This window comes from Endozoicomonas gorgoniicola (assembly GCF_025562715.2).
In the GTDB taxonomy this organism is placed as follows: Bacteria; Pseudomonadota; Gammaproteobacteria; order Pseudomonadales; family Endozoicomonadaceae; genus Endozoicomonas_A; species Endozoicomonas_A gorgoniicola.
Window position 1 is genome coordinate 795,490 of sequence record NZ_JAPFCC010000001.1, and the last position, 21,887, is coordinate 817,376.

Sequence of the window (21,887 nt, forward strand, 5' to 3'; positions counted from 1 at the left end):
CTTAACCATTGAATAAGTTGTAATTCTTTTATTGAATCCCTTGATTAGCCTGCTGTAACTTGTCTCTAAGTTCCTGCATTCGCTGTTCAAGTGACTTGTCATCCGGATCTTGTGTAAAACCGGGGCGTTCAATTGCTTGTTTCGCATCATCCGATGCCGGTTTTTGGTATTCCTGAAGGGTCCGTGAGTCTATACCGGAATCAGGAAAATAGAGCTTTTCCAGCTGTCCATTGCGACTGAGAATGACATGGTCTGGATGAATCTCCTTCAGAGTGACTCCTCCGGGCAGTGAGTCGCCAGACGAGTAAAGCTTATCCTGACTGTTGCCCTGGATGATGACGCTGGAATCTTCAGTGTTTGAACCAATATCTGCCAGAGCCCCCCTGAGAATTAAATTAAGTTTTGTTTTGGGAATCTCGGCTGACTGACTTCGGGCTTCAGTCTGATTGTTAAACCCAAACAGCAGGTCAAAGTCTTTAGCCGATAAAGCCTGAGGTTCCTGAGTTAATTCTGACTTTGGTTCCAGATTTGTACTGCCTGTATCCTGAATGGTTTTGAAGAGTTGTAAACCCTGAATTCCGAGACTGATAAACATGGCAATGCAAAGCAATGTTGTTATCAGGATTCTGTTTTTGCGCTGGCCCCATTTAAAGTAGGTGGCCATGACCTCTTGATTCATAATGTTCTCTGATGGCTGAAAAAGTGGTTGGGTCATGGACTGACTAATAGTCTAAATAAAGCATAAGGGTTCCATTTTTTAAAGCTGGTTTTCTGATTATGGAAAATCATTTTTTGTTTTGAAGTTGTAAAATGCCAATATTGCATCACAATTCCACTATTGTCTGATCTAGAATAATTCAAATTCAGATGTTGGTGATAAATTTGTGAGCGAAGATTCAAAAAAATGCTCATTCTATATAGAGACCTTTTCTACTAAATAATTATTGATTTAAAGAAGGAGTAGCTCTTGTCCACCCCGACTGACACTGTAGCAGCTGACGTTGTTGAAGAAAGCGAAGAACGTGATCCTGCCTGTCTGCGTCTGCCATTTTCATTTGCCAAGCGTCACGGTGTTGTACTGGTCTGGGATCTGGGAAGGCCCGTTGTTTATTTTACGGTGTCTCCTTCGGCTCATATTTTTGCTGAAATTGTCCGTCTTGCCGGTCAGTCACCTGTTTATCGTAATGTGAGTAATGATCAGCTGGCTGAGGTGCTTTCACAGTGTTATCACAATGACAGTTCCGAAGCATTGCAGGACGCAGCCGGAATTGGTGATGACATGGATTTGAGCAGTCTTGCTGAAGCTGTGCCAGTGACAGAAGACCTGCTGGAGCAAAGTGATGACGCGCCGGTTATTCGCCTGATTAACGCTTTATTGACGGAGGCGATCAAGGAAGGTGCATCGGATGTTCACATAGAAACCTTTGAATCCAATCTGGTTGTCAGAGTCAGGGTTGATGGTGTACTCAGGGAAATTCTGCGGTTGCAGCGCACCCTGGCTTCACTGCTGGTATCCCGTATCAAAGTTATGGCAAGACTGGATATTGCAGAAAAGCGTATCCCGCAGGATGGGCGTATTTCCCTGAAAGTGGCAGGCAAGGAAGTGGATGTGCGGGTGTCTACTCTGCCATCGAGTAATGGTGAGCGTGTAGTGCTGCGTCTTCTCGACAAGGCGGCAGGTCGACTGGAGCTGAAACATCTCGGTATGGCTGAAAGAGATATGAGTGAAGTGTCAAAGCTCCTCGGTCGCCCTTACGGTATCATTCTTGTGACTGGACCGACCGGTTCCGGTAAGACAACCTCCCTGTATGCCAGCCTGACCACATTGAATGACAAGTGCCGAAACATCCTCACTGTCGAAGACCCCATTGAATACAACCTTGAAGGTATAGGTCAGACTCAGGTGAACACCAAGGTGGATATGACCTTTGCCCGGGGGCTGCGTGCCATACTGCGGCAGGATCCCGACGTCGTGATGGTGGGTGAGATCCGGGATACAGAAACGGCTGAAATAGCGGTTCAGGCCAGCCTTACGGGTCACCTTGTATTGTCAACATTGCATACCAATACCGCCATCGGAGCCCTGACGCGCTTGCAGGATATGGGAATTGAACCATTCTTGTTGTCGTCCAGTTTGCTGGGAGTCGTTGCTCAGCGACTGGTACGGATGTTGTGTGATAGCTGCAAACAGCCTTATACCCCGGACGCTGTTGAGTGTCAGGAGTTGGGTGTCACTGTGGATGATAACGTGACCTTGTACCATGCCGCTGGTTGCAAAGACTGTAATCAGAGTGGCTACCGTGGTCGTACCGGCATTTATGAAGTCGTCATGCTGGATGAGAGCATGCGCAGAATGATTCACTCCGGTGAGAGTGAGCAGTCTATTAACGATTACGTTCGTCGTACATGCCCCAGTATTCGTGACGATGGCAGTCGCAAGGTACTGGAAGGTGTCACAACCCTGGAAGAAGTGTTGCGGGTAACCCAGAAAGATTGATCCGTACCGGAGGCGGATAAACTACGATCATGGCTGCATTTGAATACATAGCCCTCGATCCGGAGGGAAAGCAACACCGGGGTACACTTGAGGCCGACAGTAATCGTCAGGTTCGCCAGATTCTACGTGACCGTCAGTGGACGCCACTGTCTGTGGATGCCGTGGACGAACAGAAAAAGAATAAAGCCGGCGGTCGTTCCTCGTTATTTCATCGCGGGGTTTCCGCTGTCGAGCTGGCTACGATCACCCGACAACTGGCAACCCTGATACAGGCTGCCATGCCGGTGGAAGAGGCACTGCAAGGAGTCGCTTCTCAGCAGGAGAAAAGGCGGCTGAAGAATATCTTGCTGGCCATTCGCTCCAGGGTTCTGGAAGGTTATACGCTGGCTCAGAGCCTTGAAGGTTTCCCTCAAATTTTCCCGCAGATGTACCGGGCGACCGTCACGGCGGGAGAGCATGCTGGTTATCTGGACAAAGTGTTAAATCGTCTGGCGGACTACACAGAAGCTCGCATGCAATCCATACAGAAGGTTCAGCAGGCTTTGCTCTACCCCGTTATTTTGATGGTTGCTGCAGTGGGTATAGTCAGCTTTCTGCTGGGGTATGTAGTACCTGATGTGGTTAAAGTGTTTGTTGATACAGGGCAGGAGCTGCCGGGTATTACCGTCGCACTCATTGCTGCCAGTGAAGGTTTTCAGTCTTACTGGGTGGTGCTGTTTATTCTGATTGTCATGACGGTTTTTATTTGTCGTCAGGCACTCAAAAGGCCCTCTGTCCGGCTGTCCTGGGATCAGGTTTTTCTGCGGCTACCGGTGCTGGGTCGTTTCAGTCGCAGCCTCAGTGCGGCACGATTTGCCAGTACATTGAGTATTCTGACCCGCTCGGGGGTGTCTCTGGTTGAAGCATTGATGATTTCTGCGCAGGTGGTGGAAAACAGGGCTATTCAGGGTGCGGTCATTGATGCCGCAAAAAAAGTCAGTGAAGGGTCCAGCCTGAATAAAGCGTTATCGGGTACTGGCTATTTTCCACCACTGATGCTGCATATGATCAGTAGTGGCGAGTCTACCGGTGAGCTGGATGAAATGCTGGAACGAACCGCGCAAAACCAGCAAATGGAACTGGATGGTCGTATTGCGATGCTGCTGGGGCTGTTTGAACCCCTGATGCTGGTGGTGATGGGTGGGGTCGTGATGGTGATTGTACTGGCAATCCTCCTGCCTATTCTCAATATGAATCAGTTGCTGAACTAATCCTCAGCCGTGTGAGCTGTCTGAGGTGATTAAGTGCGAGGCGATCAAGAGTGGAGCAATTAACGGATGGCTGTGTCAGGGAATTCATTAACGAGGTCAGTGAATAATGAAACTACATATACGAGAAGAGCGATATAACAAACGATCAGGGGGGGCGTTCCGTCAGGCAGGTTTCACACTGATCGAGATTATGGTGGTTGTGGTTATTCTGGGAATTCTGGCGGCCATGGTGGCACCAAAAATTCTCAGTCGCCCCGATCAGGCTAAGGTGACGGTGGCTCGTTCAGATATAGAAACGGTTTCTCAGGCGCTTGAGCTGTTCAGACTCGATAATGGTTTTTACCCAAATACCGATCAGGGGCTGGATGCCCTGGTTAAGAAGCCTACTGTTGCGCCTGAGCCCAGAAACTGGAATCCGGAAGGCTATCTGAAGCGGATGCCGGTTGACCCCTGGGGAAATCCTTACCTGTATCTGCAACCGGGCAATCATGGGAAGTACGACCTTTATTCGCAAGGGGCTGACGGGCGAGAAGGAGGAGATGGGCTGGATGCTGATATTACCAACTGGGATGATACCGATTCGTGAAGCTAAAGTTGCAACAGGGCTTCACCCTGGTAGAGCTGCTGGTCGTCCTTCTGATCATCGGCATACTGCTGGGTATTACCCTGTTGAGTCCGATTACAGGAAGTGTTCAGAAAACCACTCAGCAGCAGGCAGGGCGCCTGCAGGTGCTGTTTGAACAGGTACGGGACAAAGCGTTATTGGAAAATGCTGAATATGGCTTTTCGATTGGCGAGGACGGTTTTTATCGCTGGTGGGTTCTGCCTCTGGAAGGCAGGGAATGGTTACCCATCAACGAAAAGCCCTTCCAGCCCTACCGGCCTCCTGCATCCATACAGATGATATTGAATACCGCAGACGAGGCTCTGCCTGCCCTGGATATCACTGACGAAGGACCTTCGATCGTATTTTACTCTGACAGACAGGTTACGCCTTTTGCATTGTCCGTCAGTCCCGTGGAAAACAAAAAACAAACGGTGGTTTTGCAAACCGATGGCTTGTCGGATATTGAGGTTGCCCGCTGACCACAGCAGAGGGTTTACGCTAATTGAAGTAATGGTGGCGCTGGCTGTTTTTGCGGTAGCGGCTGCCATGTTGATGTTGTCGGATGGGAACAGTATTCGCCAGACAAGGTATATGCAGGAAAAAGTTCTGGCTGCCCAGGTGGCTGATCATTACATGAGTCGCTTACAGGCTGAAAAGGTATGGCCGGACAAAGGCGTCAAGGGAAAAAACGAGACCTATGCTGGTTATGACTGGTATATACGTCAGGTGACCCGAACCACCAGTATTCCTGATTTCAGAAAGGTGGTGGTCGAAGTATTTATCGGTCGAGCCAAGCCGGAGGACGATGAGACAGGGCTGTATTCATTAACTTCGTATTTCAGGAAGCCCAAAAAATGAAGCAGAGCCGGGGCTTTACGCTGATTGAGTTAATGATTGCGATACTGATTTTCGCCATGATCAGCACCGCAGCCTATAAACTGTTTGACTCCGTCAGCCGGGCTCAGCAGGTAACTGACGGGATTCTGGATCGTCTTGATGGACTGCAGAGAACCATGGTTGTGATTGAAAAAGACCTGTTTCAGATTGCTCCCAGACCCGTTAGGGACGAGTTTGGAGACCGACGAAAAGCCATGCTGGCTCCCGGTAAAAATGGAGAACTGCTGGAATTTACCCGATTTGGATGGCGTAACCCGATTCAGGAAATTCGGAGCAATATGCAAAGGGTTGCCTACAGCCTCGAGGAAGATGAGTTAGTCAGGTACTACTGGCTAATGTTGGACAGGGCGGCAGATCCGGTGGTGGTTCGACAGGTTTTGATGAGTGATGTGACGGGTGCCCGGCTAAAGTTTATGGATGAAAAAAAGCGCTGGCAACACTCATGGCCACCAAAAAATCAGGGACAACAGCAGGTCGCCCAAACCGCCGCAACCGCTGCCGGTAAAGTAAGAGGAGGTGCGGAAGAGCGCCCACAAATTCCCCATGCTATTGAGTTGACGCTTCAGCACAAAGAGTACGGGGTTTTAACGACGATATTACCACTGTTGACTTATAAACCTTCTGAAACCGAGAAGCCAAAGCCTGATGAGGAAAAAGGCAAGGCTGAAAACAGAATGAAAAAGGATCAGGCTTCACAGATCGAAGAGGAGTCTGACAACGATGATTAGTGAGACCTCAATGAATCAGCAAAAGGGCATAGCCCTGATTTATGTACTGCTTATTTTTTCCATGATCACGCTTATGGCATCACAAATGGTGACCAGTCTCTGGCTGCATACTGAAAAAAACAGCCGGTTTATTGAGCGAGTTCAGGCTAAGCATCATGCTCTTTCTGCAGAGCAGTATGTCGCTTTGCTACTGGAGCAGGATTTTGAAGAGGATAAAAAAAAGAAGCGACAGGTGGATCACGAGGGGGAACGCTGGAATGTTAAGACCGTTGGGTATCCGGTTGAACAGGGGGACATTGAATTGCAGATTATTGATGAGAATGGCCGTTTCAATCTTAACTGGTTAAATGCCGAAGCGCTGGATGGCAAGCGGTATAAGTCTCAATTTGAAACTATCCTCAAGAACCTTGGAATTGATACACAACTGACATACACCATCAAAGACTGGATTGACAGTGAGCAGGAACCGTCAGAGACCGGAGCTGAAGATAACCACTACCTTGTTCTTGATCCACCTCGCAGAACTGCTGATTTCCCGCTGGTTTCGCTGTCAGAGTTACGCTTGATCCAGGGGGTTGGCAAAGAAGAGTTTGAATTACTGACTCCCCTGGTGACTGCCTTGCCAAAAGAATCCAAAATCAATGTCAACAGTGCATTACCAGAAGTGTTGCGTTCCTTGTCTGATAAAATTACAGAAGGGGATGCGCAGGCTATTATTGATTCCCGTACCGGTGAAGGCTTTGCAAAACTGGAAGATATGACAAAGTTGCCAGCCCTTAAAGATAAGACCGCAGAATTAAAAGCGGCAGGATTTGAGTTTAGCAGTAGTTATTTTAACGTTTATATAAAAGCAACGTACCGTGACACTGTTTTCTACATGAGAACGTTACTGGTTCGTAATGCTGATGGAAAGGTTCAAGTCGCAGGGCGTGAAATTGGACCGAACGACTATTGGGTGACAGCCAATAAGGAATCCTGAGGTCTAACAATGAAAAGCATCCTGTTAATACGAATTCACCCACCCTCAGCTGTAATCAATGACAGTACGCTGACTCAGTGGGGGATATTTTCCGGACAAGGCGAACTTCAGGGAGAAGTTCATGTTTCGGAACTGAGAAATATCAAAAGAGACTATCTTGCAGTCAAGGGAATAGAAGCCGGGCAGAATACTCAGATAGAGGAAGACCATATTCCAGATCAGGTAACTGTGTTACTGCCGGGAACGCTTGCCTTTCACCGACTGCTGTCTATCAACAGCGGACAGCGCAAGCATCTGAATACGGCTCTGCCTTATATGCTGGAAGAGGATCTTGCTGAAGATGTTGATACTCTTCATCTGGCCAGCCAGTTGTCTTCAGATAAAGAGAATGTTTCAGTATCCGGTTTTTCCCATAAGCAGTTTCAGATCTTGCTGGCTGTTATGGATGGACAGGAATTGAGTATTGATAATGCGCTCGCTGAAACCCAGTTGCTTGAAACGGAAGCGGGTCAGTTGCTGATCCTGATGGAGAGTCAGTCCGTCAACGTCCTGATTCCAGGCCAGAGTGCCAATCATCTGGATTATGAAGCGTTGCGTTTCGTTCTGGAGGAAGTAAACCGTTCAGGCAGTGAAGATGATATTGTTCAGAGTCCTGATCTTGAGCCAGATTCGCCTGCCGTAACCAGTATAAAACTACGGTTTCCTGAAGGTGCTTTTTCGCTTGATGATGACAAGTTTGAACAGGTACGCTCCTGGCTGGCGGAGCAGGGGTGGCTGGTTGAAGAGAAAGGTCTGAATGCCTCTGTTTTTGAGTACTTTGCCAACCTCTATTTTTCACGGCGTAAAAACTTCCGTTCGATACTGGTTGATTTGCGCTCAGGTGCTTACCAGTGTCCCAGACGTGCCGGTCGACGTTTACGTAAATGGAAGCCAATTGCACTGGTTGCCAGCCTCTGGTTGATGCTGGAAATTGGGCTGATGGTTGGGGAAGGTGTGACTTTTCAACACCAGGCTGACCAGTTCTGGGATCAAAGTGCAGCCTTGTACCTTGAAGTCTTTCCACAGGATCAGCAGGTCAGAGAAGCTCTGGAGAGTGAACATCGATCTATCAATGTTAAAAGTCGAATGGAAAGCCGGTTGAAAACGGCAGGTAGCCAGCCTGGCAGCAAGCCATTCCTGCCTTTGTTGCAAAAAGTATCCGCAGTGTCTGCTTCTTTACCTGAGGCTAAAATAAAGCCCGTCAGTATGGACTTTAACGATACAACCGGCAATCTTGTACTGGAGCTAAGAGCAGAAAGTCTGGAATCTGTCGACAAGCTGCTTGCTGCGACCAAATCAGCGGGTCTGATGGCAAAGCTGGACAGCGCCAATCAGGAAAAAAGCGGTGTTAACGCAAGAATGACCATCAGCAGGTGATTTATGGGAATGCACAAATTAATTGCAGGAATACAGGAAAACCCTTTTTGGCAGCAGTTGCAAACCCGGTACGAGCTTCTGTCATCAAGGGATCGACAGGCTTTACAGTGGCTGGGGACTTTTCTGGCAGCAGCACTGCTTTATCTGATGATATGGGAACCGTTAAGTAGCTGGAATAGTAGTCAGAAAGAAGATTATCAAAGACAGCAAGTGGTTCTGGAATGGATGGGTGACAATTATGAGTCAGCCAAAGACCAACAACGAAAACAGAAAACGGCTGGTGGACAACGAGAGATTTCATCCATTGTTGCCAGTACCGCAAAGCAGGCAGGCGTTACTCTGAGTCGCGTACAGCCTGACAGGAAGGGACTGGGGGTCTGGATTGAAGATGCAGCGTACCAGAAATTTCTGAGCTGGATGGTCGTACTTAGCACTAAGTTTAACCTGACAGTCCAACAGGTCCGGCTGGATAAGGGCAAAGAAGAAGGGCGGGTGAAAATCTATCTCCACCTGTCTAACTGACTATATTTGAACAAACCTGCCAATGCTGAAAGCTTGGCATGATCTTATTAATCAGTCAGTCATGAACAGTCATGAACGAGTGAGATATTTCTCCGTCACCCATTGGTGATGGAAAATTTTCACGGAAAAAATTGTTGACTCCTTTCACTCAATCCGTAAAATTCAAATCCGCTGACAGGGTGATTAGCTCAGCTGGGAGAGCATCTGCCTTACAAGCAGAGGGTCGGCGGTTCGATCCCGTCATCACCCACCAAATGTTATTTTGAAGCGCTAGCTTCACAAAGACCCTTTTTCGAAAGATTCTTTGCAGAAAGATTATGCGGACCGGTAGTTCAGTTGGTTAGAATGCCGGCCTGTCACGCCGGAGGTCGCGGGTTCGAGTCCCGTCCGGTCCGCCATATTTCAAAGCCCTGGCGACATCTGTCGTTGGGGTTTTGTTTTATCTAGCCCAGTATAAAGGGCTGTTTCTGTTTCCTTCGTAGTTTTCAGCACCTGTCGTTTAACTGCATTTTTGCCTGTTTTTTCTCTGTTTTTCTCTCTTATCTCAAACGCCATGGCCTACGGCAGTTGGCGAACCACGGCTTAATTTCCTGTTTTTAATCAGATACTTAGATTTATTTTGTGCTGTGGTTCAACTTTCGGTTCGTTGACATTCCGGCGGTAGGGGCTCGGGACGGTATGCTAACTTTTTTATTTTGCTTGCCCTTCGTCGATGGCTTTTAACGCTTGGTCGAAAGATTCCTGAACATCTTCAAGCCAGTACATCACTTCATCTGGTGCTTTAGTTTGGTTAGCAATATTGCGTATCAGCAGTAATGTGTCTTTCATCTGATTCAAGCTGCCGTGTATTTTCAAAAAAATCGAGTTCGAATTTCAGATCAGTTTTCATTTAGGGGATGGATTTCTTTTCTGTCCCGGCCTCAATGAGAGCCTGGCGCATACTCAGCATCAACAGATCAAGGTCGGCCAGAACCTTCGTCACCGAAGCATCACCAGAAGCGTGACCTGAGGCATCTTGGCCTTGAAGACGTTGCTTATAAAACTCGAGGAGTTCTATAACAAATTTGAGACACTGGTTAAACTCCAAATCAGCTTGCCCAATTAAGCTATTCAGCCGGAATCTCTCGCCACTGAAATGCATGGTCAGATCACCGCTAGTGGGCTGCCGGGAGTCAAGTAACTCACTTAGCGGTGTTTCAGCAGCTAAGTTATTGGGTAATGTCATGAGCTGCCTGCTTATGACATGAATCGTCAGCACCAGATCCTCTATTGCCCAAAATCTATGGGGCGGGCAACAAACATAATCAGAACTCTCCTGGCTTTCAGCATAATTTCTAGCTTCTCTGTAGCTAGTGAAAAGATAGCTGTGCGCTGCTATCAAAGCTTCCAGTAGATCGTACCGGGCAGGACGATTCAGAACTTCACTCAGTATGTTCTCCGGGGCATCCAAGAAACCGGCGTTGTCCCTCAGATTACTGCCAGGAGGGGTTCTCAGATAGAGGGTATTCTCATCGGTTAGATACCTGACCTGGTGCCCGGATTCACCTGTAAATACTCCGTATACAGGCAGCGGTGATACTTCCTCCAAAAGTTCTGCCCGCCTGGTAATTTGCTGGCTGTTGAATTTACGGGTAAGCCAGTAATTATTATTGCGTCTGTGCTTTTGATAAGTTGAAATTACCGTTTCCCATGATTCAGGGAGTGGTATCTGGGCTGAAGCGCCTTCAGCTTGCTGTTCGCCCTCATTCAGAGCTCTGTTTAACTCTTCTCTTAAAGCCACTCCAAGAGCTTCTCTTTCAAACCCTTCAAAACCGATGAAATGTGCCCCAATCCGAACAGTTACACCTTCAGCACGAAGCTTGAAAGGTAAAAGTGCGACACATAAATAGAATACCGAAAATAACCAGCAACTCTTCATTTTTTCTGAAAACCTGGCGGTTCTTTTGACTAAATAAAAATGACTCATAACAATCCCATCCAAGCACCCAAGCACCCAAGCACCCAAGCACCCAAGCACCCAAGCTGATAAATTTACTTTAGCTCTAAGGTAAAGTAGGTTATGAGGACTGTTGCTGCTGATCATTTTCAAAAAATCGAGTTCAAAGTAAGCGGATGGGGGAAGGATCTTCAGGGGGCAAAGTAATCATGGGTTTGAAGGTTAGACGACAAATTGAGTTTATTCCTCTTCATATACCGGCTTTTGAGTACTTACGATTCAAGTCTCGCACTGATTCCCAGCTCATCGCTTCATGAATATGGAACATCAGTTTATCTGAATCCGGAAAGCCAAAATCTTCAGCGACCGCATCTTTCAGGTTTTCCCAGGAACCCTGAAGATCGGAAATGGCTGTTTTGATGTAGCCGGTTGATTCGGTCGTAAAGCTCATGATGTCTCAATCAGGATTATTATGGATGGGCTGAAGTATACTCGATTTACGAGGTGATTTACTGCGGACGAGGATTGGTATGAGACAAGTGTAGTTCACTATCAGTTCGACAGTGACCGGGGAGAAATAGCAGCGATTTTCACAAAGTGTTCTCGTTGTTCATTCCACAGAATAGGAAATGGCTTCATGCAGTCTTTTAGTGAAAGTACCCACTCACCGGTATTGCAAAGAATCGCTTCCTGAATATCCGGTGCCAGACAGGTCAGGCGAGTCACTTTGGCTACACGGCTTTTATCCGTCTTTTCTTTTTTTGCCAATGCTTCCATATTTTTAAACCGACCAGATTCGAGCTTCTTCATCCACCGGTGTCCCTGGATCAAAGCTCTCTGAAGAGACACTATATCCTCATGGCCAATCATGCCGTCAGGTGTTTCAATGGTGGCTTTACCGCCCCGGTGAAAAATCCGGATGGGTACAGTGACTTTGATCAGGTTTTCATCTTCCAGAAACTCAACGGTTTCTTCAGCGGTTTTCCGTATTCTTGCCATTATCTGGCTCCTTGCAGTTCTTGTGTGACGGCGTTGATGCCATCCGGTTGGTAGTAAATGGTCACTTGGTTCAGATCCAGTTCAATGCGCTTGATCAGCAACTCAACCAGACGACGCTTTTCCGGTGCGAACAATTCATCCCAAATGGAAGCGAGGTCGTTTAACGCCGTTCGAATGATGTCTTCACTGATGGTTTTATCTACCTCACTGGCCTGCTGCCACACTTTAAACAGCAGCTCCGGACTGGTCAGCCTTTTGCGGGTTTCTTCAAGTATAAGATTCTCAACAGCAGTGGCAGACAGAGGCGGCAGGGACGCGTTTTTATAGCCTTTGGCTTGTGCAGTGCGACTCACGTAATAACGGAACTGTTGCCCGTTACGGCGGGTGCTGCTGGTGGTTAGGGCATGGCCGTCGTGACCGAACAATAATCCTCTCAAGAAAGATGGGTTCTTTCTGTGTCGTGACTCTCTGGAGCGCAGGCTGGCATGCACATCGAAAGTACCATGGGCCTTTGCCCATAAATCCATAGTGATAATCGGTTTGTGTTCGCCGGGATACCATTGGCCCTTGTTCCCGATTTCGCCAATATAGATCCGGTTTTTCAGAATGCGATGAATCGTATTTTTGGCAAACTCGATACCTCCCCGGCTACCACCATCCCGCAAAGGTATCTGCTTGGTTTTATGACCTTGTTCGTTGACCACTTCACAAGTGGCGATAATCGAGCGTGTTTTGACGAAGGTTTTAAAAATCAGCTTGACAATTTCAGCCTCTGCCGGATTAATAATGAGTTTGCGCTCATTTACGTCATAGCCCAATGGCGGGTTGCCACCCATCCACATGCCTTTCTTTTTCGAGAGCAGGAATTTATCCCTGATGCGCTCGCTCGTCACTTCCCTTTCAAACTGCGAAAACGACAGCAGAATATTGAGAGTAAGTCTTCCCATACTGCTGGTGGTGTTAAATTGCTGGGTTACGGAAACAAACGACACATTATTTTTATCAAACAGATCCACCAGCTGGGCAAAATCAGCCAGTGAACGACTTAGCCTGTCTACCTTATAAACCACCACAATATCGACAAGCCCGGCCTGAACATCCCGAAGCAGTCGCTGCAACGCAGGGCGTTCAACATTACCTCCGGAAAAGCCACCATCGTTATAGTCATCGGGTACCAGTACCCAGCCTTCATGCTTCTGGGAGTGAATGTACGCTTCGGCGGCATCCCTTTGGGCATGTAACGAGTTAAACTCTTGCTCTAACCCTTCTTCTGATGATTTACGGGTATAAATGGCGCATCGTTTTTTCACCAACGTGTTTTTAGTTGTTGGCATTCTGACCTCCTTTCAGGCCGAAAAACAAAGGACCCGACCAGCTAGAGCCAGTAATGGTCTGTGCAATTTTGCTCAGGCTTTTGTAAATCACTCCCCGGTACTCAAACCCTTCCGGTGTGACAATGACCCAGTGTTCCTCACCGTTGTACTCTTTGGTGATGACCGTACCCAAAGGCGGTCTGAACAAACGGCTGTTTTTAGGCTTTGGTTGTGTGTCGCTGGTTGGGGTGGTCAGCTCCAGATTTGTCGCCGGAGTTGGAATTAAAGCTGTTCTCAATTGTTCAATTGGGAATTGGTGGCTATATTGCCAGTCGTGGTTTGGAAAAAATGGCTGTCAAAATAAGAAAATGAACTTAAAACATAAGCTTAAAATTCTGCTTGTTGCTCTTGCTCTTGCTCTTGCTCTTGCTCTTGCTCTTGCTCTTTCTTCTCATGCTTACAGCTATCAGGCTCTGTATGCTTATTATGGATATAGTAAATTCTACAAACCTGAAATAGTTGCAGGATATCCTTTTCTACACGCATTAACTTTGCATTTGCATCAGGCAGGAGATCGTTTTGTTTATGGTGTGTTAAACCTTATTAAAGAGTCACAATACTATCCAGTTGCATTGCAAAGCCTGATAAACCTTGAGCGTGATTTACAACTTGAGTGGATAAACGAATCTCTGATAAATGATCTAAAAGAGAGACTTTATTCCGACAAATGGTGGCAGGGTAAATAACCACTTCTGTTATTGTGTTCGTCGGGGTCCCTGCGAACCTTCGTCTTTTGCGGGTGGGCGGAACCGCCGAATATCGCCAGCGACAGAGTAAAAATCGGGGTTGACAGGTGGTTGACAAAAAGTACTGAAAGCCACGGCTCATAAGGCTCTCAGCTGTCAACCATGAGTAGTTTTGTCAACCACTGCTAAAACACAATCAACCATCATGTCACAGGTTTGCACGAATAAGATTTGAGCAGGATCAATGATTTGGTTGGTCGAAATCCGTACAGTAGGAACTGTCACGAGGTCGGGTGCACACAGGCGCAAACAAGCGCAAACAAGCGCAAACAAGCGCAACGTATTAAACGATTAATGGCATCAGCAGGCAGTGACAGAACTCACGAGTTGCGGGAGCGCAACAGAGTGATAAAGAAGCTTGGAAAGCATCACTTTCAGCGTCAGCATTGGCCCCGTTAATCGGGGCTTTTGTTTATCGGTTTCCAGCCATCGGCATCATGTAGCAAGATCGATTGTATTTTCAGACTTCGGGCAATGGATGTCAGGTGTCGCTTTGAAGAAGAGAGCCGGGGCTGAACATCTACCCAATGCTCTTCCCAATCCCGATGTAAAGCACAAGCCCTTTTGCCCTTCAGGTAGTGCAAGTCTCCCAACTGAATCAAAAAAATAGCTTCATGCAGATTGGAATACCACCGTGTGAGGTGGGGTAAGGTCTGTCGATCAGGATGCAGCAGGAGGCAGGATAAAAAAGAGCCGCTGGTGAGTTCAGCGGCCAGAAGTATCGGGTTCACAGTCTTGCCTCTTATGTGAGAGCTTCCAGTCCACCGGTGATTCGGTAGATTCGGTCTTTGCCTTCCGGCTTTTCAGACTCAATGGTCAGCCCCAGTCGTTTTTTGAGCGATCCAGCCAGCGTTCCCCGAACCGTATGTTGCTGCCAGCCGGTTTCTCGCATGATTTCGTGGATGGCTGCACCTTCGGGACGACTGAGCAACTCAATCACGGTGTGCAGTTTGGTGCCGGTTCGGATTTTGCCTTTGTTTTTGGTCGGCTTGGCTTCTTCATCAATGCCGATGGCTTGCCTGCCTTGTGGGCTGATGTCGTAAGTGTCCGGTGTTTTCATGGCAATCAAAAATCCTTTGTTTACCAGACTGGTCAGTACTTTTTTGGCTGGCCTTAAACCCGACACACGCCTTTCCGTTTCCGAATGGGCCGATGAGCATCGAATCCTGCCCATGAAAGCGGCTAAAGAAGCCGGACGCTGGCGTACTGCCCGCACGCCTTACCTGAAAGAAATTATGGATTGCCTGTCGCCTTCTTCACCGGTTGAACGGGTAGCGTTTATGAAAGGGGCGCAGGTTGGTGGTACCGAGTGTGGCAATAACTGGCTGGGCTATGTGATTCATCACACGCCAGGCCCAATGATGTATGTGCTGCCGACATTGGACATGGCCAAGCGAACCTCCAAGCAGCGCATCGCGCCCATGATTGAGGAAATGCCGATCCTGAGAGAGAAGGTCAAAGACCCTCGCTCCAGGGATTCCGGTAATACGCAAATGGTGAAGGAGTTTCCCAACGGGGTGCTGATCATTACCGGGGCCAACTCTGCCACCGGTCTTCGTTCCATGCCTGCCCGCTTCCTGTTTCTGGATGAAGTGGATGCTTATGAAGACGATGTGGACGGGGAGGGCAGCCCCATCAATCTGGCGATTAAACGAACGGCGACGTTTTCCCGTAATCGTAAAATCCTGATGGTCTCCACACCCAATATTGCCGGAGTTAGCAAGATCGAATCGGCCTATCAGGCCAGTGACCAGCGGCAATACCATGTTCCCTGCACTCAATGTGGTGAGATGCAGCCGATTGAGTGGCAGCAGATCCGGTTTGATAACCATGACCCTGAAACCGCTTGTTTTGAATGCATCTCTTGTGGTCATCGGATGCAGGAGCATGACAAGCCCCGACTGCTTGAAAACGGTCAATGGGTACCGCAGAACCCTGAAGCCAATACTGCAGTTCGGGGTTATCACCTGAGTTCACTCTACAGTCCCAATGGCTGGTACAGCTGGAAAGAGGCGGTTGCTGATTTTCTGGCGGCAAAGGATGATCCGATACTGTTGAAGGACTGGACCAATACGGTTCTGGGACAAACCTGGCAGGAAACCGGAGAAACCGTCGATCACGAATTGCTCTACCAGCGTCGTGAGCATTACCCGGAAGAAGTACCCAGGCCAGTCGAGGTGCTGACCTGCGGCATCGATGTTCAGGATGATCGCATTGAATATGAAGTCGTCGGTTGGGGAGCCGGTGAGGAAAGCTGGTCGATCAACTATGTTCGTCTTTATGGCGATCTGTCCCGGCCCGGGATATGGAACATTCTGGCAGACAAACTGCGGCAGCCTTATAGACGCCAGGATGGTGTATTAATGAATCTGGCCCAGGTGTGCATGGATTCAGGCGGGCATTTCACCGATGAAGTCTATGCCTTTTCCAGAAAGTAGGGGGCTGACTGACTGATTCCTATCAAGGGTGCATCTCAGGCGGGCAAACCCATCGCCACCTTTCCTAAAACCAGGAACAAGAAAGGAGTGTATCTGACCTTGGTTGGTACCGACACTGCCAAAGAGCTGATCTACCAGCGTTATCGCATTCTGGAACCGGGAGCTGGTTATTGCCACTGGCCGGTCAAAGACTGTTTTGATGAAGACTATTTCAAACAGGCCACCGCTGAAGAAAAGATTCGCAAATACAAACACGGTGTCCCTTATTTTGAATGGGATGCCCGCAAGAAACGTAATGAAGCCCTGGATTGCCGGGTGTATGCACTGACGGCTGTTCGTATCCTGCAACAGCACCGAGGTTTGGATCTGGAACGTTTAGCTGAACAGAGACCCGAACCGGATGTGCAGATCGAACAGGAGCAACCCGACACGCTGACTAACGGGATTGATGAGCTTCCATGTACTTTCTAAGTAAATGGTTAATTCGGGTTTGATAGCCCTGACCCTGCTCTTTAAACCACTCCAAAACATCAGAATCCAAACGGATGGTTACAGGCTTTTTCACAGGTACCCGTAATTCAGCCTGATTAAAGAACTCGTCATCAAGCTCTGGAATATCAGATGTATCAATATCTTCATCTTCCATTGCAGCAAGTTGTTTCCAGTCAGTAGCTGATGGCTTCTTCATAGCGACGTGCCTCTTGTTTTGTGGCTTTTCGGGCAGAGATAATTCGAATGATATCGCCTACTCGCTCTGTGTATACAACAACACCAGTGATGTACCGAATTTGGCCGATAGCAACCCAGCGCTCTTCCCCATAATCCGTTCTGTTATCCATACGACTGAGCAGGGGGTGGTTAAAAATGTCTACTGCATCCTGAAAGTCGATGCCGTGTTTTCGGATGTTGGCCTGATTTTTTGCATCATCCCACTCAAAATGCATGACTGGCTCTGTATTTACATTTGTACATACAAAATAGCACAAATTTGAGAACTGTGTATGACTCTCAGACAAAGAATGGCAGGCTGGTTGCTGCCTGAACTGAAAAACCTGGCTTACACCTCGGCAGGCAGAGGGCGGCGTAGCCAAAGCTGGGCAGCGCCGTCCACTGGCTCCAATAACTCTCTGACGGGCAATCTCGGCACGCTGATCAATCGCTCAAGGGCAGCCATTCGTAATGACCCCTGGGCGGCTTCTGGCCTGGAAAAACTGGTGTCCAATATTGTTGGTACGGGCAGGAAGCAACGGATGATGCGTTTCGTAAACAGCTGCAAACCCTGTTTCTGGACTGGACCGATGAGTCCGATGCCGATGGCCTGCTGGATTTCTATGGGCAGCAATCGCTGGCTGTCCGATCCATGTTGGAAGCGGGCGAATGTTTTGTCCGACTGCGTCCCCGCAAACCATCGGACGGTCTGTCGGTGCCTTTGCAGCTGCAGCTACTGGAAGCTGAGTTTGTCCCCTGGGACTATCAGGATGACCTGAAGAACGGACATAAGATCCGGGCCGGAATTGAGTTTAATGGTATCGGACAGCGGGTGGCCTATTGGATGCACCGGCAACATCCAACGGATTACACCAGTCTTGATACCGCTGATTTACGACGGGTGCCTGCTGAACAGGTGTTGCATCTGTATGAACCATTGCGACCCGGGCAGCTGCGAGGGCAGCCTCTGCTGACTCAGGTGTTATTGCGAATGTTTCATCTGGACAAGTTTGACGATGCCACTTTGCTTCGGCAGGAAATTGCCAACCTGTTCACCGGCTTTATCACCAAGCCCGCTCCGGAAACTGAAAAGGTCGATCCACTTACCGGACGCCCCATTGTTTAGGATTTGCAGGGTGTTCCCATGGTGGCCATGGAGCCCGGCACCATGCAGGAGCTTTCGCCCAGCGAAGAAATTACTTTCAACAACCCACCGGGTGCCGCCAGTAACTATCCCGACTTTATTCGGCAGCAGTTAATGGCAGTCGCAGCCGGTATCGGGCTGCCTTTTGAAATCCTGTCCGGTGATATGAAAGGGGTCAGTGACCGGGCATTGCGAGTGGTTCTCAATGAGTTCAGACGACGGATTCAGCAGATTCAGCACAACCAGCTGGTGTTTCAGTTTTGCCGCCCGGTGTGGAATCGCTAGCTGGAACTGGCTGTGCTCAGTGGTGCTATTTCTGCTCCTGGCTTTCACAAGAATAAAGCTGCGTATAAACAATTCATTGTGTCCGAAGGAAACAGCAGCATCAGTCGTGAATTGTCAGCGGCAGGCGAGCTGGCGTCACTGGATATCATTCTCAGACAGGGAGAACAGGGATGAGCTTACTGGATATTTTCAACAACGACGCTTTCAGTCTGACCAGCCTGACAGCCACCATCAATGATCTGCCCTACAAGCCCGGACGTATCGGTGAGCTGGGTTTATTCACCGAAAGCGGCATCAATACCACGACTGCTGTCGTTGAGTCCCGGAATGGTGAGCTGATCCTACTACCCACTTCCGAACGCGGTGCTCCGGCACCCCAGGCCAGCGGTCGCAAGCGCAAGGTGCGGAGTTTTGTCATTCCCCATATTCCTTATGACTCCACCATTGTGGCGGACGAAGTTCGGAATGTGCGTGCCTTTGGGTCAGAGAGTGCTTTGGAAGGGGTGCGTACCGTTGTTAACCAACGGCTTTCAGATATGAACGCCAACCATGAAGTCACCCTTGAACACCTCAGGCTGGGGGCCATCAAGGGGCAGATTCTCGATGCGGATGGCAGCACCGTGATTTATGACCTGTTTCAGGAGTTTGGTGTTACCCAGCAAACCCATACCTTCAAGTTCAGTGATGCGGCCACTGACGTGCGTATCCAGTGTGTGAAGCTGCGGCGGAAAGTGGATGATGCCCTGGGGGCTCAACCCTACTCGGGGCTTCGGGCTTTCTGCGGTGCAGATTTCTACGATGGACTGGTGAGCCATGATTACGTGAAGGATGCCTACCATCGCTATCAGGACAGCGCCCTGCTGCGGAACGATCCTAAATCCGGCTTCCGGTTCGGGGATATCGACTGGGAAGAGTATCGCGGTCAGGTGGGTAATGTTCCGTTTATCAAGTCGGACGAGGCTTATGTAATTCCTGAAGGCACCGGCCTGTTCCGCACCTGGTATGCCCCGGCGGACTTTATTGAAACCGTGAATACCATCGGTCTGCCTCGCTATGCCAAGCAGAAGATTCTGGACTTTGACAAAGGTGTTCAGGTGCATACCCAGTCCAACCCTCTGCCCATCTGCCTGAAGCCCGGGGCGGTGATTAAATGCAAGATGAGTTAAACAACTTGCATCAACAAGTGCTGGCCATCTTTGGCCAGCCTGTCACGATCACGCAAGATAACCAAAGCATTAATGTCACGGGCATTATTTCCCGGGAGCTGATTGCTACGGGATTTAATGATAACGTTTTACAGCAGGTGACTGTGGTGAGTCTGGACAAAGCTTTGCCTGTAAAACGTGGTTGTCTGATTGAGTCTGAAGGTCAGCGTTGGGTAATTGACCGGCCTCTCAAAGACGACGGTCACCTGATTGTCTGGAATCTCCATGAAGATCGATCTTGAGCTGGACAGCCAGATAGAAGACATCGTCAGTGCTTTCCGCGACTCTCCCCGGCGAGTGGACAAAGCCTTAACCCGAGCCCTGCGTAAACTCTCCCGCTTCGCAGAACGACAGACCTTGCGGAATCTCGCCCGTCAACAAGGCATTACTCAAAAGCTACTGAAAGAGCTGGGCAGGGTACGAGTGACCCTGAACCAGAACGGCGGTTATCAGCTGGTGATCTGGATCGGTGTTTTGGATATTCCGGCCCACTATCTGGGTAAACCAGTGCAAACCCGATCCGGTGTTCGGACCGCCAAACACTTCTGGCCGGGGGCATTTCTGATGCAGCCGCTCAATGCTTCTCATCCGATGGTGTTTAAACGTAAAGCAAACTGGAAACACCGATACCAGCGCTCAAAACGATCCGGACGCATGATGTGGATGGGATTACCACTGGCAAAGCAGGGAGCCCCACTTTACGACAGTGCCAGTCAGGTCATTGCTGCTCTGGAGCCGGAATTACTGGAGCGATTTACCACTTTGCTGCAACAAGAGCTGAACTATGCCTTCAACATCGAACCCCGATGAACAGATCATCAAAGCCCTGGTCGCCGAACTGGAAGAGAGTAGCTTTCCGGTATTGCTTGGCTATTCCATCGCTGACCTTCCGGATATTGAGCCCCCAGCCATTCTGGTACAGCTGGACAGTATCCGGGAACAGGAACGGCAGGGTAAACGGGCAAAGTATCAGCTGGAATTAACGGTCAGCGGCGTTTACCGGACGCAGCCTGATTCCACTTATCAGCTGATGACCATTGCCCGAACGATCCGGTCACTGCTCAATAACGCCAACTTTGAAAGTGTCCGGAAAATCAGCTTTTCTGAGACTCAGTTCGATATCGCTCCCAACAATGGACAGCTCTCGTTTGCAGATATGTCTGTGAACCTTGAAGCCGTCTTCTAAATCGCTCAGGCAACCATTCCAAAAATAAATCCAACAGGAGACTTACTATGTCCACAATCGACCGTAGCTTCATTGGTGCCGGTTCCATCCACCTGCAACCCTACGACCAGTCAGCGCCACTGCTGCCCATTGGCAACGTCAGCGAGTTTACCTTCAGCTTTGAAGAAGACCGTAAAGAGCTGAAAAACTATCTGGGCGGTGGTGGTAACCGCAATGTACTCAGCCGGGTGTCCAGTGTTACGGCAAGCATTGTCGCTAATGACTTTACCGCTTCCAATATCTCCCTTGCCCTGCGGGGCAGTGTGGCTACAGCCAGCACCACCCCAATCACCGATGAACTGTTACCCAGTCACGGTGTGGAAGACGAACTGATTCCTTTCAACCATCTGCCAGACTTGAAGCAATCGGTCACGGTTAAAGGCAGTACGGATACCGAACTGGCGGCGGGTGTGGACTATGAACTAACCAAGTCCGGTATCAAGGTGCTGGTGAACAGCGGTATTGATAACAAAGGTGTGAAGGTCAGTTACACGCCCACTGCCTCCAATATGGTGCAGGCATTAGTGGAAAGTGGTCGTGAGTTTGTGCTGTTTATGGAAGGGCTGAACGATGCCCAGGAAGGCTTGCCCTTCAATATCCGGGTGCATCGGGTGAAGTTCTCGCCAGCCCAGAACCTTGGCTTTATCTCGGACGATTTTGCCAGCCTCAGTTTGCAGATAGATGTGCTGGCAGACCCGAGCATTAGTGGGAACGGGTTGAGTCCGTTTATGCAGATTGATCTGGCGACATAAGTTATGGGTTCAGGGAGTGATGTATTGTTCTCTGTATTTCTCAACAGCTGAAGAAATGAATTCAGTGGCCAGTTGATAGTCACAATTTTGATAGATGTCGTAAACCCAACTTCTGAACTCACTGTTGTTATCAAACAAAGTTAAAAAGGTTTGTAGAAGTAGCTGGCTATCTCCACTAAG

Annotated in this window: 27 protein-coding genes, 2 tRNA genes and 2 pseudogenes; 20 read left to right on the forward strand and 11 right to left on the reverse strand. The window is 48.9% G+C overall.

All coding sequences use genetic code 11. The annotated features are described in order from the left end of the window. Positions 1–28: 28 nt before the first annotated feature. Complete coding sequence (locus NX722_RS03645) at positions 29–679, reverse strand: type II secretion system protein N (protein ID WP_262566752.1); 651 nt, start codon at positions 677–679, stop codon at positions 29–31. A 288-nt stretch (positions 680–967) separates the two neighbouring features. Here NX722_RS03645 and gspE point away from each other — a divergent pair, with 288 nt between their 5' ends. The 11 genes from gspE to NX722_RS03700 all read left to right on the forward strand — a co-directional run bounded on the left by gspE (position 968) and on the right by NX722_RS03700 (position 9,294). Next, complete coding sequence (gene gspE / locus NX722_RS03650; protein WP_322740910.1) at positions 968–2,497, forward strand: type II secretion system ATPase GspE; 1,530 nt, start codon at positions 968–970, stop codon at positions 2,495–2,497. Between the two features lie 29 nt (positions 2,498–2,526). Beyond that, complete coding sequence (gene gspF / locus NX722_RS03655; protein ID WP_262566753.1) at positions 2,527–3,747, forward strand: type II secretion system inner membrane protein GspF; 1,221 nt, start codon at positions 2,527–2,529, stop codon at positions 3,745–3,747. A gap of 106 nt (positions 3,748–3,853) precedes the next feature. After that, positions 3,854–4,333 (forward strand): type II secretion system major pseudopilin GspG, encoded by a 480-nt coding sequence (gspG, locus tag NX722_RS03660; RefSeq protein ID WP_262566754.1) that lies wholly within the window; start codon positions 3,854–3,856, stop codon positions 4,331–4,333. Further along, a complete protein-coding gene (locus NX722_RS03665; protein WP_262566755.1) occupies positions 4,330–4,833 on the forward strand; it encodes a prepilin-type N-terminal cleavage/methylation domain-containing protein in 504 nt (167 codons plus the stop codon). The genes gspG and NX722_RS03665 overlap by 4 nt, the downstream gene beginning before the upstream one ends. After that, positions 4,823–5,212, forward strand: a complete 390-nt coding sequence (gene gspI, locus NX722_RS03670; protein WP_262566756.1) for a type II secretion system minor pseudopilin GspI — start codon at positions 4,823–4,825, stop codon at positions 5,210–5,212. The genes NX722_RS03665 and gspI overlap by 11 nt, the downstream gene beginning before the upstream one ends. Then, positions 5,209–5,979: a type II secretion system minor pseudopilin GspJ gene (gspJ, locus tag NX722_RS03675; RefSeq protein ID WP_262566757.1), complete on the forward strand. Its 771-nt coding sequence runs from the start codon at positions 5,209–5,211 to the stop codon at positions 5,977–5,979. The genes gspI and gspJ overlap by 4 nt, the downstream gene beginning before the upstream one ends. Beyond that, the gene (gene gspK, locus NX722_RS03680; RefSeq protein WP_262566758.1) at positions 5,972–6,958 is read left to right on the forward strand and encodes a type II secretion system minor pseudopilin GspK; all 987 of its coding nucleotides are present in this window, start codon (positions 5,972–5,974) and stop codon (positions 6,956–6,958) included. The genes gspJ and gspK overlap by 8 nt, the downstream gene beginning before the upstream one ends. 9 nt (positions 6,959–6,967) lie before the next feature. Next, a complete protein-coding gene (gspL, locus tag NX722_RS03685; protein ID WP_262566759.1) occupies positions 6,968–8,374 on the forward strand; it encodes a type II secretion system protein GspL in 1,407 nt (468 codons plus the stop codon). Positions 8,375–8,383: 9 nt separating this feature from the next. Beyond that, positions 8,384–8,896: a type II secretion system protein M gene (locus tag NX722_RS03690; RefSeq protein WP_262566760.1), complete on the forward strand. Its 513-nt coding sequence runs from the start codon at positions 8,384–8,386 to the stop codon at positions 8,894–8,896. A gap of 177 nt (positions 8,897–9,073) precedes the next feature. Then, a tRNA-Val gene (locus tag NX722_RS03695) sits at positions 9,074–9,149 on the forward strand. A 68-nt stretch (positions 9,150–9,217) separates the two neighbouring features. Further along, positions 9,218–9,294: transfer RNA gene (locus NX722_RS03700), tRNA-Asp, on the forward strand. A gap of 292 nt (positions 9,295–9,586) precedes the next feature. On the opposite strand, the gene NX722_RS03705 is transcribed toward NX722_RS03700, so the two are convergent. The 6 genes from NX722_RS03705 to NX722_RS03730 all read right to left on the reverse strand — a co-directional run bounded on the left by NX722_RS03705 (position 9,587) and on the right by NX722_RS03730 (position 13,442). Beyond that, the gene (locus NX722_RS03705; protein ID WP_262566761.1) at positions 9,587–9,724 is read right to left on the reverse strand and encodes a hypothetical protein; all 138 of its coding nucleotides are present in this window, start codon (positions 9,722–9,724) and stop codon (positions 9,587–9,589) included. A gap of 61 nt (positions 9,725–9,785) precedes the next feature. Next, positions 9,786–10,862 (reverse strand): hypothetical protein, encoded by a 1,077-nt coding sequence (locus NX722_RS03710; RefSeq protein WP_262566762.1) that lies wholly within the window; start codon positions 10,860–10,862, stop codon positions 9,786–9,788. A 220-nt stretch (positions 10,863–11,082) separates the two neighbouring features. Continuing rightward, positions 11,083–11,283: a hypothetical protein gene (locus tag NX722_RS03715; RefSeq protein ID WP_262566763.1), complete on the reverse strand. Its 201-nt coding sequence runs from the start codon at positions 11,281–11,283 to the stop codon at positions 11,083–11,085. A gap of 101 nt (positions 11,284–11,384) precedes the next feature. Next, positions 11,385–11,831, reverse strand: coding sequence for a hypothetical protein (locus tag NX722_RS03720; protein WP_262566764.1), 447 nt, complete (start codon positions 11,829–11,831; stop codon positions 11,385–11,387). Further along, on the reverse strand, positions 11,831–13,165 hold the full coding sequence (locus tag NX722_RS03725) for a recombinase family protein (RefSeq protein ID WP_262566765.1): 1,335 nt from the start codon (positions 13,163–13,165) through the stop codon (positions 11,831–11,833). The genes NX722_RS03720 and NX722_RS03725 overlap by 1 nt, the downstream gene beginning before the upstream one ends. Further along, entirely contained in the window at positions 13,152–13,442 is a 291-nt protein-coding gene (locus NX722_RS03730) for a DUF2924 domain-containing protein (protein WP_262566766.1), read from the reverse strand. The genes NX722_RS03725 and NX722_RS03730 overlap by 14 nt, the downstream gene beginning before the upstream one ends. Before the next feature lie 70 nt (positions 13,443–13,512). On the opposite strand from NX722_RS03730, the gene NX722_RS03735 reads away from it, so the two are divergent. Next, positions 13,513–13,890 (forward strand): hypothetical protein, encoded by a 378-nt coding sequence (locus NX722_RS03735; RefSeq protein WP_262566767.1) that lies wholly within the window; start codon positions 13,513–13,515, stop codon positions 13,888–13,890. Between the two features lie 455 nt (positions 13,891–14,345). Here NX722_RS03735 and NX722_RS03740 read toward each other — a convergent pair whose 3' ends face one another. Further along, positions 14,346–14,681 (reverse strand): hypothetical protein, encoded by a 336-nt coding sequence (locus NX722_RS03740; RefSeq protein WP_262566768.1) that lies wholly within the window; start codon positions 14,679–14,681, stop codon positions 14,346–14,348. Positions 14,682–14,692: 11 nt separating this feature from the next. Further along, a complete protein-coding gene (locus NX722_RS03745) occupies positions 14,693–15,010 on the reverse strand; it encodes a DUF3489 domain-containing protein (protein ID WP_262566770.1) in 318 nt (105 codons plus the stop codon). Positions 15,011–15,122: 112 nt separating this feature from the next. Between NX722_RS03745 and NX722_RS03750 the strand changes: the two are divergent. Continuing rightward, positions 15,123–16,859 (forward strand): annotated as a pseudogene (locus NX722_RS03750) (phage terminase large subunit family protein). Here the strand turns inward: NX722_RS03750 and NX722_RS03755 are convergent. Together NX722_RS03755 and NX722_RS03760 are read right to left on the reverse strand one after the other, a co-directional pair. After that, complete coding sequence (locus NX722_RS03755; protein WP_262566771.1) at positions 16,825–17,076, reverse strand: BrnA antitoxin family protein; 252 nt, start codon at positions 17,074–17,076, stop codon at positions 16,825–16,827. The pseudogene NX722_RS03750 and the gene NX722_RS03755 sit on opposite strands and share 35 nt — an antisense overlap. Continuing rightward, on the reverse strand, positions 17,054–17,332 hold the full coding sequence (locus NX722_RS03760) for a BrnT family toxin (RefSeq protein WP_262566772.1): 279 nt from the start codon (positions 17,330–17,332) through the stop codon (positions 17,054–17,056). The genes NX722_RS03755 and NX722_RS03760 overlap by 23 nt, the downstream gene beginning before the upstream one ends. A gap of 75 nt (positions 17,333–17,407) precedes the next feature. Here NX722_RS03760 and NX722_RS03765 point away from each other — a divergent pair. The 7 genes and pseudogenes from NX722_RS03765 (at position 17,408) to NX722_RS03795 (ending at position 21,707) form a co-directional block, all read left to right on the forward strand. Beyond that, positions 17,408–18,525: pseudogene (locus NX722_RS03765) on the forward strand (phage portal protein). Between the two features lie 12 nt (positions 18,526–18,537). Continuing rightward, positions 18,538–18,699 carry a hypothetical protein gene (locus NX722_RS03770; protein ID WP_262566773.1) on the forward strand — a complete coding sequence of 54 codons (162 nt, stop codon included), beginning with the start codon at positions 18,538–18,540 and terminating at the stop codon, positions 18,697–18,699. Next, the gene (locus NX722_RS03775; protein ID WP_262566774.1) at positions 18,696–19,691 is read left to right on the forward strand and encodes a major capsid protein; all 996 of its coding nucleotides are present in this window, start codon (positions 18,696–18,698) and stop codon (positions 19,689–19,691) included. Before NX722_RS03770 ends, NX722_RS03775 begins: the two co-directional genes overlap by 4 nt. Then, complete coding sequence (locus tag NX722_RS03780) at positions 19,676–19,972, forward strand: head-tail joining protein (protein ID WP_262566775.1); 297 nt, start codon at positions 19,676–19,678, stop codon at positions 19,970–19,972. The genes NX722_RS03775 and NX722_RS03780 overlap by 16 nt, the downstream gene beginning before the upstream one ends. After that, positions 19,956–20,540 carry a phage tail protein gene (locus NX722_RS03785; protein WP_262566776.1) on the forward strand — a complete coding sequence of 195 codons (585 nt, stop codon included), beginning with the start codon at positions 19,956–19,958 and terminating at the stop codon, positions 20,538–20,540. Before NX722_RS03780 ends, NX722_RS03785 begins: the two co-directional genes overlap by 17 nt. Beyond that, a complete protein-coding gene (locus NX722_RS03790; RefSeq protein WP_262566777.1) occupies positions 20,515–20,916 on the forward strand; it encodes a hypothetical protein in 402 nt (133 codons plus the stop codon). The genes NX722_RS03785 and NX722_RS03790 overlap by 26 nt, the downstream gene beginning before the upstream one ends. Before the next feature lie 47 nt (positions 20,917–20,963). Next, entirely contained in the window at positions 20,964–21,707 is a 744-nt protein-coding gene (locus tag NX722_RS03795; RefSeq protein ID WP_262566778.1) for a phage tail tube protein, read from the forward strand. Positions 21,708–21,887 lie beyond the last annotated feature (180 nt).

Coding starts and splice junctions, on each gene's coding strand:
- NX722_RS03645 (WP_262566752.1), bottom strand. CDS start 679: ATGAATCAAGAGGTCATGGCCACCTACTTTAAATGGGGCCAGCGCAAA.
- gspF (WP_262566753.1), top strand. CDS start 2,527: ATGGCTGCATTTGAATACATAGCCCTCGATCCGGAGGGAAAGCAACAC.
- gspG (WP_262566754.1), top strand. CDS start 3,854: ATGAAACTACATATACGAGAAGAGCGATATAACAAACGATCAGGGGGG.
- gspJ (WP_262566757.1), top strand. CDS start 5,209: ATGAAGCAGAGCCGGGGCTTTACGCTGATTGAGTTAATGATTGCGATA.
- gspK (WP_262566758.1), top strand. CDS start 5,972: ATGATTAGTGAGACCTCAATGAATCAGCAAAAGGGCATAGCCCTGATT.
- gspL (WP_262566759.1), top strand. CDS start 6,968: ATGAAAAGCATCCTGTTAATACGAATTCACCCACCCTCAGCTGTAATC.
- NX722_RS03690 (WP_262566760.1), top strand. CDS start 8,384: ATGCACAAATTAATTGCAGGAATACAGGAAAACCCTTTTTGGCAGCAG.
- NX722_RS03705 (WP_262566761.1), bottom strand. CDS start 9,724: ATGAAAGACACATTACTGCTGATACGCAATATTGCTAACCAAACTAAA.
- NX722_RS03710 (WP_262566762.1), bottom strand. CDS start 10,862: ATGAGTCATTTTTATTTAGTCAAAAGAACCGCCAGGTTTTCAGAAAAA.
- NX722_RS03715 (WP_262566763.1), bottom strand. CDS start 11,283: ATGAGCTTTACGACCGAATCAACCGGCTACATCAAAACAGCCATTTCC.
- NX722_RS03720 (WP_262566764.1), bottom strand. CDS start 11,831: ATGGCAAGAATACGGAAAACCGCTGAAGAAACCGTTGAGTTTCTGGAA.
- NX722_RS03725 (WP_262566765.1), bottom strand. CDS start 13,165: ATGCCAACAACTAAAAACACGTTGGTGAAAAAACGATGCGCCATTTAT.
- NX722_RS03735 (WP_262566767.1), top strand. CDS start 13,513: ATGAACTTAAAACATAAGCTTAAAATTCTGCTTGTTGCTCTTGCTCTT.
- NX722_RS03745 (WP_262566770.1), bottom strand. CDS start 15,010: ATGAAAACACCGGACACTTACGACATCAGCCCACAAGGCAGGCAAGCC.
- NX722_RS03755 (WP_262566771.1), bottom strand. CDS start 17,076: ATGAAGAAGCCATCAGCTACTGACTGGAAACAACTTGCTGCAATGGAA.
- NX722_RS03760 (WP_262566772.1), bottom strand. CDS start 17,332: ATGCATTTTGAGTGGGATGATGCAAAAAATCAGGCCAACATCCGAAAA.
- NX722_RS03775 (WP_262566774.1), top strand. CDS start 18,696: ATGAGCTTACTGGATATTTTCAACAACGACGCTTTCAGTCTGACCAGC.
- NX722_RS03780 (WP_262566775.1), top strand. CDS start 19,676: ATGCAAGATGAGTTAAACAACTTGCATCAACAAGTGCTGGCCATCTTT.
- NX722_RS03785 (WP_262566776.1), top strand. CDS start 19,956: ATGAAGATCGATCTTGAGCTGGACAGCCAGATAGAAGACATCGTCAGT.
- NX722_RS03790 (WP_262566777.1), top strand. CDS start 20,515: ATGCCTTCAACATCGAACCCCGATGAACAGATCATCAAAGCCCTGGTC.
- NX722_RS03795 (WP_262566778.1), top strand. CDS start 20,964: ATGTCCACAATCGACCGTAGCTTCATTGGTGCCGGTTCCATCCACCTG.